The following is a 10,251-nucleotide window of genomic DNA, read 5'->3' on the forward strand; positions in this document are numbered from 1 at the left end:
CTCGGGCGGACACGGGAGCTCCGGCACTGGGCGCGAGACCGCTGCAGGCCCCTACGCCTCCCCCTGATACCTCAGACGCGGCTTCCAGTGCATTTCACCAGCGTCACCGTCGCAGGGCGGATTCAACCGGTCGTCGCAACACCGGCTTCCTGGGCCGATAGTAGGTGCTCATTCAGGGCTTCATCGGGTGTCTTCCAACCGAGCGCGAGCGTTTTCCGGGATCTCCTGCTGAGGGCGTGAGCCACGGCCTGTAGCTCTTCCGGCGACCACCTGGCCAGGTCGGTGCCCTTGGGAAAGTACTGGCGGAGAAGCCCGTTCGTGTTCTCGTTCGTCCCGCGCTGCCAGGGGCTGTGCGGATCCGGGAAGTAGACCGCGACGCCAGTGTCGAGCTTGAACTGGGCGTACTGGGAGAGCTCCTTGCCGCGGTCCCAGGTCAGCGACCGCCGGAGCTGGTAGGGAAGCGTTGTGATGACCGGCGTGAGTGCCTTGTTCATCGACAGTGCGCCGCATCCTCACTGGTCAGGCCCTTGGCGATCTCGCCCCAGAACAGCCGCTCGATCTCGCGCCGAGTCGAGGGCTGTCCCGGCGACTTCATCGGTGACCGCCCCGTCAACTCCGCCATCCAACCCGCTGGTCGTCCCGCAACACACGTCTCTGATCAGAATTGTTGCTACGACTGGTTGAACTCGCCCAGTTCCGGTCACGGAAGTTCGTCCGGGCCCTCGACCACCACCGGATGGCCGGCTCGATAGGGAGGGTCGGGGCGGCAGGTGACAACGCGGCCATGGAGTCCTTCTTCAGCCTGCGGCAGAAGAACGTCCTCGACCGCCGATCCTGGGCCACCCGCGAGGAACTGCGCATCGCGATCGTGACCTGGATCGAGAGGACCTACCACCGACGCCGCAGACAAGCCGCACTTGGCCGGCTGACCCCCATCGAATTCGAGACAGTCATGACCACACCGGCCCTCCAGGCCGCGTGACCGAACCTGACCTGCACCAGACCCTGCTCTCGCGGTGCACCGCCCTGTTACAGCTGATGCGGATCCCGCTGCCACCTCCGCAGACGCCGAGGGTTCTGGGTGTGGACGACCTCGCCCTCTAGGACCGGCTTAGGGCGGCGAGGCCTGCGTGGAGTCGTGGCTCCACACGGTGAGCGTGTCGGGATGGTCGGGGCCGAGCACCCGCAATATGTCGGTCAGCAGGGTTCCGGGGGTGGTCTGGTTGCCCGGGTAGTCGGTCCAGTAGGCGATCTGATGGCGGTTGGTGCGGGTGTGCGGGTGGTCGGGGCCGAGCACTCGCAGTCGGTCGGTCAGGAGTGCCTCGAACGCCGTGACCGCACCGTCCGGGTCACCTGCCATCGCTGTCCAATAGGCGAGGCTGCCTCGGGTGATCATTGTGTGGGGGTGGTCGGGGCCTAGCACTCGAAGGCGGTCGGCGTAGACCTCCCGCAGGGCGGCCAGTGCACGGCGGGGATCCTCGGCTGCGCCCTGCCACCAGGCGAGATTGTTCCGGGTGGTCAGGGTGCGTGGGTGGTCGGGGCCCAGCACCCGTACGAGGTCGGGGAGGAGGGCCCTGAACGCGTCGACGGCGCCGCTGGGGTCACCGGCGAGCCCTTGCCACCAGGCCAGGTCGTTCCTGGTGATCATCGAGTGCAGGTGGTCGGGCCCCAGTACCCGCTGCCGGTCACCGAGCAACGTTCGCAGCGCCGCAGCCGCACCAGCCGGGTCACCCGCCTTTCCTCGCCACCAGGCCAGGTCGTTGCGGGTGGTGAGCGTGTCGGGGTGATCGGGGCCTAGCAGCCGCACCATGTCGGGCAGCAGGGCGCCGAACGCGGTCGCCGCCCCAGCGGGATCACCGGACTCGCCCTGCCAGTAGGCCAGGTTGTGCCGGGTGGTGAGGGTGTCGAGGTGGTCGGGCCCCAGCACTCGCAGCCGGTCCGCCAGCAGGGCTTCGGTGGCGGCGAAAGCGCCGGAGGCGTCCCCGGCCTCGCCTCGCCAGCGTGCGTGGCCGGCGCGGACGGCGAGGGTGTGGGAGTGCTCGGCGCCGAGCCGCTGCGCTGCCGTGGAGCCCAGGTCGTCGTAGTAGGCGGCGGCCGCCGAGACCAGACCAGACTCGCCCAGACTGTTGCCAGCGGTGAACAGGACGCGGTGGGCGCCTGTTTCGGTGTTCCACAGGGCTGGGCCTGCAGCAGCGTGCAGGGCCGCTGTGTTGGCCCGCAGTACCTGCCCGTGGGAAGGGTCGCACTCGACGTCCGGCCAGATCGACAGCAGGGCGTCGGCCACGGTCGTCGCCAGCGCGTTGGCGTGTTCCGGGTGCGTAGACTCGCGGACCGCACGCTGGATCAGGGCGTGCACTCGAATGGTCGGGTCGACCGGATTGAGCGTGAGCAGGCTGAGACGGTGCAGGCTGTGCAGGACGTCGCGCACATCGTCGGCTTCGACGGGCTCCTGGGAATTGCGGCGGCCGCGGAGGTAACCGGTGACCATGCTCGTGGTGAGTAGCTCGCCGGGGATCGCGTTGGGGTCGAGCAGTGCTGCCAGCTCCAGGACGGGGCGGCCCAACCCTCGCGGGGTCAAGGTGTCGGCGTGGTCGATGGACAGCGACCACGTGGCCGCGACGGTGGCTCGGTGCTCATCCGGCAGAGCTTCGGGCTCGGGGGTGAGGTCCGCCAGGCGCCTGCGGGCGTCGTTCAGGCGGCGCCGATACTCAGCGCAGGACAAACCCCGATCGAGGATGTAGGCACCTGCCTGGGCCAATGCCAGCGGGAGGTGTCCGAGATCCTCGGCGAGCCGGTCGTCATCGGTGAGCAGATCGCCATCGCCGCCCAGCCGGGCACTCAGGTAGGCCGTTGACTGCCCAGGCGTGAACAGGCCGACCTCCACGAGGTACCGCCCGCTCGACAAGGCAGCATCACGGCGGCGAGTGGTGACCACCGCCCGGCCGGAGTGGACAGTGGGAGGCCAGAGCCCGTTGAGGTCCGCAGGGTTCTGCAGGTCGTCCAGCACGATCAGCCACCGCCGGCGATGCGGTTCGGACAGCCAGGCCAGGAAGCGCGCCGCGCCCTGCTCAGGGTCGTCATCCTGAAGTCCAGTGATGTCGGCAGCGGCCTGCGCGTAGGCGATGACCACGGCGTCGCGGGACGCAGCGGTCACCCACATCAGCAGGTCGACTTGCCCCGCCCGCCACGTGCGGTGAGCGAGGGCTGCGGCGATCTGCGTCTTGCCGACGCCACCCATCCCCGACAACACCTGCCACACCACGGCGGTGCCACCGCCGGTAGCCATGAACGCATCGAGGTCGTGGTCGGCGGGGCGCTCCTGGCGGCAGTCGGCCAGCAAGGGCAGCACTCCCACCTGGTGTGGCCACGGCTGCGGCCGGTGCGGCAAGCCGGTGATGTCAACCCAGCGGGGTGCGGCCGAAGTACGGTGCGTGCCCCCGGAGCGGTGGCTGTCGGCGTAGCGGTCGCGCCATGTGCCGAGGCGGACTTCCTGGGAGTCGAGGGTGATGGGGGGACGGCGGGTGCGGGCATGCCGGGCGCAGGCCCGGACGAACACCTCCACCGTTTCGAGTCGTGTGGATCTGCCGTTCAGCAGGTTGCCGAAGGTGGCCTTCGATGTCGCTGATCCTTCGGCCTGAGCATGCCGGGCGAGGGCCTCCAGCGATGGGGATCCGGCCAGAGCGCGCAGCCGCTTCAGGTCGTCGAGCATCCGTCTCCCCCCAGGAGGCGGTCGCCCGATTGAGAGACGTCATTGAGCGTCCAGCGTCCAGATTTCCAGGTTAGTCGAAAGTGACCGCTCCGACACTCACCGTAAAGGCATCGGTTCCCTGAGCGAAGGAGCTCGCGATGTCGTTCACGACGATCACGTCCTGGGCAGAGTCAATCTGGATGGCGCTTCCGCAGGTCACGACGCTACTGGACTTCGTGACCGCGGCCGCCGGCTTTTACGTGTCGTGCTCGCTGGCGCACCGGCGGTTGCAGCGGCGGCCACGCCGCGACCGGCGAAGCCACTGATGCGGGTGAAGACCAGCGGCAGCACGGGCCAATGGATCGCCGGTAGGGGCCACCGCCTCGCTATGTCAATCCGCGAGGAGGCAAAGCGGGCCCGAGCAGTTACTCGGCGACCGCAGGTGGTTCAGCATCGAAGAGTCCTCCCAGAACCCGGAGCTCTGCCACTCTGGGGCCGCCAACGTTAAGGATCCGCGTGCCGAAACGGCGACCCAGCGACTCGGCATCTTGTCGCTGACGATGGTCAACACCGCGTCCAGGCCTTGCTCCAGCCGTGGCACCAGGGCGGCGCAGACCGTGACCGGCGAACTCGCGATTGTCAACTCAAGAGCGCTGTCTGGGCACTTGCTGCCACCCTGGCATCGTAAGGATCACACCCGGGGAGCACCGCGATGACCAGCCCGCCTCCGCCCACCTCCGCGCAGCAGCGACGCGTGCAGTGGAAGACCATCGACACGGCACTTGCCCCCTACTCGACCGAGTCGCTGCTGGTCTTGCTGGAAGCCGCGCTGATGGCACCGACCTGCTCGCGATTCCATGACCATCTCCTGCTGCTGTGGACGCGCGTCATTCGCAGCGGGCGCCGTTCTGGTGCGGTGGTCATGGCCGAGGTGCTGCCGGTCCTCGTCGAGGCCGCGGTGCAGGGTGCTCCCGGACGGGGCGTCCTCACTGAGGGAGAGCCGAACGACGTACGAGCTGGTGTGCGCTTCGCTGGAATGCTGCTGCACCCGGGGGACCTGGATCACCCCCTTCTGGTGCTCCGCAGCCTGCGGCTGACGGCATGTGCCGTCGACGAGCACCTGCTCGGCGCGGTCGGGTTCGGCCTCGGCGACGTCATCGAGCTCGCCGTGCGCTACACCGACCGCCGGATGAGAGAGGCCGTGCATGCCTGGCCGACCTCCGAAGAAGGCCCGGACGGCGAGACGATCTCATGCTGGCTCGCCCAGGCCAGCGTGGATGCCGTCGTGATAGCGGAGTACGACTGCCTCGACGACATCGCCTCTGCCTGCGACCAGCCGGAGCGCGCACGCCGGGCGCTGGCGTGGCTGACGGCAGACATTGGGAAGTTGAAGCTGAAGTACGACCCGAAGCGGCAGCTGCTCGGCCCCGTGTTGGCCGTACGGGCCCACGGCCGGAGGATCCCCGTACCGGCCAGCGAAGCGCTCCAAGCCGTCACGGCTGCCGCCGAACAGCTCCTGCGACACCTCGGATTCAACCAGGACCTGGCCCAGCGCGTTCAGGACCTAGCCGTGCTACGGGTTGCCGACGTACTGCAGTTGGACAGCGTTCCCCGCCCTGACGAAATGGCCCGGATCAGCGCGCCCCAGCTTCGCTTGGAGGTCGCGGTCGTCAGCGCGTTCCTCGACGGGCACCTCGGGCCGCGAGTCGAGGCCGCCCGAAGGGCCCTGCGGGAGGAGACCTCACCGGAGCAGGGACGGCTGGTGGTGTATGCGGGGCCGCGTTTCCTCGTACGCGAGGCGGTCACCGACACCCTCATGGTGCATGTCGAGGAGCTCGCCGAGATGGCAGCCGATGCCGCCGGGAACCGAGCCACGCTGGCCCTGTTCGTGTGGGAGATGACCCAGCATCCGGGAGTGGATGCGATCGCCTACCTCCACCTGCTTGATGCGTGGGGCGGCTGGCGCCGTAACGGCACACTCCTTGCGCCCGGCGAATCCGTGCCAGAGGTTGCCGTCGTCCCGCGGCAAGGCCGAGACCTGTCCTGGGACCGGGCCGCCACCTGGGCACCGATCGACAAGGTCCTCGCGGACGCGGGCCTGCCCGCCTCCGTGGAGTGGACAGCCACGAAGATCGTCGACCTCCCCGATGGAGCGGCGGGGCTGCATGCGGACCTTCACCACTACGCAACTCCAACCGCGGCTGCGGCCGTGAGTACCCACCCACCGCTCGCCGTGACTGTCCGCCCCGGCCAACCCGGTGAGGCGCCGCTGGACTTCCCGTGCCTGATCGGCCTGGCCGACGCGATCCGCACCACCATCACCGCCCATCCTGTGATCGCCCGGCACTTCACCCTCCCCGACCAGGTCCCGATCACCGTGGATCTGGCCCAGGCCCTGGCGGACCCGGCGCAGCTGCCCGACGACGGAACAGACACCGAGGCCCCTGCCGACGGCCTTCGCCTTCTTGTCTCCGTCGATCCGCCCAGCGCATCCATCCGACTCGTCATGGGGCCCGATTTCCTCGGGGCGTTCGCGGGTGACGGACGCGAAGGACACCGCGCCCTGGGTCACGCCCTCCACCACTGCGCCAGCCAGGTCCGCGAAGGGCGAGACGCAGGAAACGGCCCCGATGCCGGATCCTTCACCGAGGCGTGGAACCAGGCCGACCCAGTCCTAGCCCTCAACGTCTTGGAGAACCCGTGGCCCGCTCAGACCCCCGAGTACGCCGTGCCGGACGGCGAACACGTTCAGATCCGCGCCCTGCGTTCCGCGGCAGCGGCCGTCCGGGAAGCCGGGGTCCCAGCCGGCCTGTGGCGCGGGCGCGACGCCGTGCGCCCGGCCGAGCAGGTCCTCCACGCGCTGGAGGCGTTGCTCGACACGGAGATCCGCTCCTTCGAGCCCGCACTTACCACCGAACTGGCCCGTCACCTCAACGCCGCCTGGTGCGCCCGGACACACCGCCACCACGAGTTGCTGTTCAATCTGGCCGCGCCCTGGGCCGACAACTGGGTAGGGGAGGCTCAGCGGCGTACATCCGACGACTCGGTGGCTACCTCCGCGCTGAACCTGCTCCTGCAGGAGGCACTGGCCACGCCGCCCCAAGGAGATTGCGCCGTCGACCTACTGGCCGTGGCCGACCTGATCGCCCTCGCCGAACTGATTCTGTACAGCGGGATCACAGCCGTCGCAGGAGCCCGCGGACTGCACGGCCTGGAACTCCAGGTACACGCCACCGGCGTCTTTCACATCGACCAGCCCGACGCCGAGGACCCGACCGCCACCGCCACACACCTTGGACTGGACCAGAAAGCGTGGACTCGCGCGCGCCACCACCACTGGTTGGCCCAGAGTCGGCAGAGCACCCTTGCTGATCTGCCGGCCCCGCCTCACGTCGGGCCCCGGCCGCACAGGACGCCGGGGGCGTTCACCGCCCTCCGGCCGGCCCCCGGCTCTTCCCTCGCCCGCGCTGACCAGGAACTGTGCCGGGCGTGGGGCTTCGGATTCGACGCCCTCGGCGCAGTGCTCGGCACGGCAGTGGACTGGCCAACTGGTCCCGAGGGATACGGCATCACCACGCCCGATGAGCTGGCCCGCGAGGCGGCCGCCTGGTCAGGCGTGCCCATCTCGGAAACCCGTGCTGCGATCGACCCACTCGTCCTCGACCGCGGCAACGCCGCCGATGACCGCGAGCACCGGTACACGGAGGTCGAGCGGCGCCCACGGCTCACCACCCACCCGCTGATCTCCGCAGATCCCGGGCAACTGCTGCTTCTTCCGTGGGTGATCCACACTGCGCAGGAGATTTACGCAGCCGCTTTCCAGGATGGACGCCTGCCACATCGAGACCTGCCCGCGCCGGTCCGCGGCGCCCTCGCCAAGCACCGCCAAGCCATAGAACAGCAGTTGGAGAGGGACATCGCCGCCATCGCGAACCGTCTCGGACTGCCCCACGTCGCCAACTTCAGAGAGAAGGACGCCGAGCGTGCCGGCCTGCCCACCACAGGAGGGGAGATCGATCTGCTCATTGCTGACCCTGCGACCGCCCGCCTCTGGGTTGTAGAGGCCAAGCACCCCCACCCCGGGCACGCGCCGCACGCAGTAATCCAGCACATCAAACGCTTCACCGACCCGAAGGACGGCTACCTGACGAAGGTCCTGCGCAAGGTGGACGCGGTCGCCTCCAACCCTCAGGCCGTGGCGCTCGCCTGCGCTGCTCCCACAGACGGCACCTGGCGCGTCGTGCCGTTGATCGTCACCCAGGCCATCGACCCCACGGCATTCGTCGCCGACCCGAGAGTAGCCTTCACCATCACCGACTACCTCGACCAGGTTCTGACCACTCCAGCAGACCCCGGGCCGGGATGGTGGACGCCACCCGATGAGTACGCCGCCAGAAGTTGATCAGGATAGGCCGCTGCCAGACTCGCCGCCCATTCCTCCTCGCCGTGAGGACTGATCAGCCGACCGACAGTTCGGCGGATCCACCCGACCTCGCATACAGAGTGGTCGCCTGCAACGTCATCGCCCACCACGCTGCGTCTGCCGGGTGGTTGCACGTCCGCAACGGAAGTCCGCGGTTGTCGGGCCACACCACAGGTACGAGCCGTGTGGGTGGCGCCGGTTCACGGTGCGGCCGGCGGTGCGTCGATGTGCGAAAAAACGGTTCGGAATACGGCGACCGTGACTCCCTCCACGGCGAGGGGAGGGTGAGCGTAGGTGTCCCAGGTCTCAGAGAACTCCGCATGCCGAGAGAGTGCCTGCACCGTTTTGGGATCGTGCTTGCCGGAGGCGCCGAGGGTGGTCGTGTAGAAGTGTTTGAGGTCATGGAATCGGGTGCGTTCCGGAAGCCCGGCCAGCCTCACGGCCTTTCGCCACTTCTCATGGAAATCGCTGTCGAGGACGGGCCTACCGAACCTGTTCGTGACGAGCAGGCCCTCGTCCGGCGGTTCGATGTAGCCGCGGGCCCGGCGGCGGCGTTCGGCCTGCGGTGCAACGGGCGGCGGCTCGGAATGCAGCGCTGTGTGCTGGGCCAGCCGCTGGATCAGGAAGTGATCCACGGGCAGGGTTGCGTAGCTGGCTTTGGTCTTGAGGCGTACGGCGTTGCCTTGCTGACGTTGCTCTGCGACACGAAGCAGGTCCTGGTCCCAGACGACTTGGCTTCGTTTCAGTCCGAAGGCCTCGCCCTGGCGTAGTCCGGCGCAGGATCCCAGCCAGATCAGAGCCTCATAGCGTGGTGCCACCTTCCGCATCGCTGCGGCGACCGCAGAGACTTGCGAGGGTGACAGCGGGACCGTGACGCGTGGTGTGACGTTCGGGAGTTCGATGCGCGCCACGATGTTGGGCGGGAGCGGGACGTCCTCGTCGAGCATGTAGTGCACGAGGATGCGCCAGGTCTTGAAGATCTGGTGGACCGTGTGGGCGGAGTCGAGACCGGGTTTGCCGATCAGGTGATCGACGAAGGTCATGGAGTCCCGGCGGCGGAGGGTGCCCGCGAGGCGGTGGCCGGCGAACGGCAGGATGTGGTTGCGGAGGTGGCTCTCGTAGGTGTTGGTGGTACGGGGATTCCTGTTTTTGCTGCGTTTCCTTCTGATCATTTCCATGGCATGGAACGCAACTCTTACATTGCTGGCATCATTCCTTTCCGGTGTCGGCTCCTTGAATTCTGAACATGCTGCGTCCAGGCGCTTGCGGGCTTCCTCCCAAGTAATCAGGCAAACTCTCCTCTCCTTTCCGGTGGCGTCGGTGTAGCGCGCCTGCCAGCGCCGTCCCCGGCCGTGATCGGCGGACGGGTACAGAGGGCGTTTCGGGGTGCCGCAGCGGCACGGCGTGTCACCGCGTTCCGGCTTCGGATAGGTCTTGTGCCAGCGATCGAACGGCTCCGTTGGCCTGCTCATATGTCCCACCCAATGATCTGGCTGAGTGCTGTGTCGTCTGCCGGCCGCCGACTCCTGAAGCTGGCCCGGCTCGAAGGCGCGAAGGGGCTGAAGACTCATCAGGGCGACGGTCGCGTCGGCGCGACGAACCTCAGGCCGTCGCGTGCATCGGTCTGTTGCTGTCGGCCGAGGCAATGCTTTCCGCTACACCCGGTAGTTATGCACAGCTGTTCATGGTGCGCGCAAAAGTGTGACGGTCAAGTCGCTGTGTGCCTGAAAGTCACTCACTGCCTGATCCCCGGCTTCTGTCCATCGGCATGCAAATCCGACGCCTCAGGGAGGAGCAGGGATACAGCCTAGAGGAGCTGGCTGAACGCAGCGGGCTGAGTTTTCGTGGACTCATTTATATCGAGCACGGGCAACGCAACCCGAGCGTGTTGACTCTTCTTCGCATTGCGTCAGGGCTCAATGTCCTTCCGGGAAAGCTGCTTGAAGGCCTCTCGGCGCAGATGCTCGACGACCTGGTGTCCGATGGGTGAGGACCTGGTGTACGGAGCCGGTGTCGACCTGTTGGCGAGTGGCTGCTGACGCACTCAGGTTTCAGGCAGGTGGGTGATCCCGATTCTGCGTAGCTCCGCTGTGCGGCCGACGTTCGCATCCCGGGGCGATTCACAGTCCGGCTCCCAGGA

General features: G+C 67.8%; 5 protein-coding genes and 2 pseudogenes. 4 read left to right on the forward strand and 3 right to left on the reverse strand.

Annotation, left to right across the window (positions count from 1 at the left end; translation table 11 throughout):
- Nucleotides 1-122 precede the first annotated feature (122 nt).
- Nucleotides 123-512: pseudogene (locus OG194_RS33470) on the reverse strand (IS30 family transposase); the annotation flags it as partial.
- Nucleotides 513-688: 176 nt separating this feature from the next.
- On the opposite strand from OG194_RS33470, the pseudogene OG194_RS33475 reads away from it, so the two are divergent.
- Nucleotides 689-982 (forward strand): annotated as a pseudogene (locus OG194_RS33475) (integrase core domain-containing protein); the annotation flags it as partial.
- 129 nt (nt 983-1,111) lie between these two features.
- Here the strand turns inward: OG194_RS33475 and OG194_RS33480 are convergent.
- The gene (locus OG194_RS33480) at nt 1,112-3,709 is read right to left on the reverse strand and encodes a tetratricopeptide repeat protein (protein ID WP_327404493.1); all 2,598 of its coding nucleotides are present in this window, start codon (nt 3,707-3,709) and stop codon (nt 1,112-1,114) included.
- 137 nt (nt 3,710-3,846) lie between these two features.
- On the opposite strand from OG194_RS33480, the gene OG194_RS33485 reads away from it, so the two are divergent.
- Nucleotides 3,847-4,014: a hypothetical protein gene (locus OG194_RS33485; RefSeq protein ID WP_327404494.1), complete on the forward strand. Its 168-nt coding sequence runs from the start codon at nt 3,847-3,849 to the stop codon at nt 4,012-4,014.
- Between the two features lie 386 nt (nt 4,015-4,400).
- The gene (locus OG194_RS33490; protein ID WP_327404495.1) at nt 4,401-8,090 is read left to right on the forward strand and encodes a hypothetical protein; all 3,690 of its coding nucleotides are present in this window, start codon (nt 4,401-4,403) and stop codon (nt 8,088-8,090) included.
- A gap of 221 nt (nt 8,091-8,311) precedes the next feature.
- Here the strand turns inward: OG194_RS33490 and OG194_RS33495 are convergent, their stop codons facing one another.
- A complete protein-coding gene (locus OG194_RS33495; RefSeq protein ID WP_327404496.1) occupies nt 8,312-9,682 on the reverse strand; it encodes a tyrosine-type recombinase/integrase in 1,371 nt (456 codons plus the stop codon).
- Nucleotides 9,683-9,831: 149 nt separating this feature from the next.
- On the opposite strand from OG194_RS33495, the gene OG194_RS33500 reads away from it, so the two are divergent.
- The gene (locus OG194_RS33500) at nt 9,832-10,101 is read left to right on the forward strand and encodes a helix-turn-helix domain-containing protein (RefSeq protein WP_266768087.1); all 270 of its coding nucleotides are present in this window, start codon (nt 9,832-9,834) and stop codon (nt 10,099-10,101) included.
- Nucleotides 10,102-10,251 lie beyond the last annotated feature (150 nt).

This window comes from Streptomyces sp. NBC_01288 (assembly GCF_035982055.1).
GTDB lineage: Bacteria > Actinomycetota > Actinomycetes > Streptomycetales > Streptomycetaceae > Streptomyces.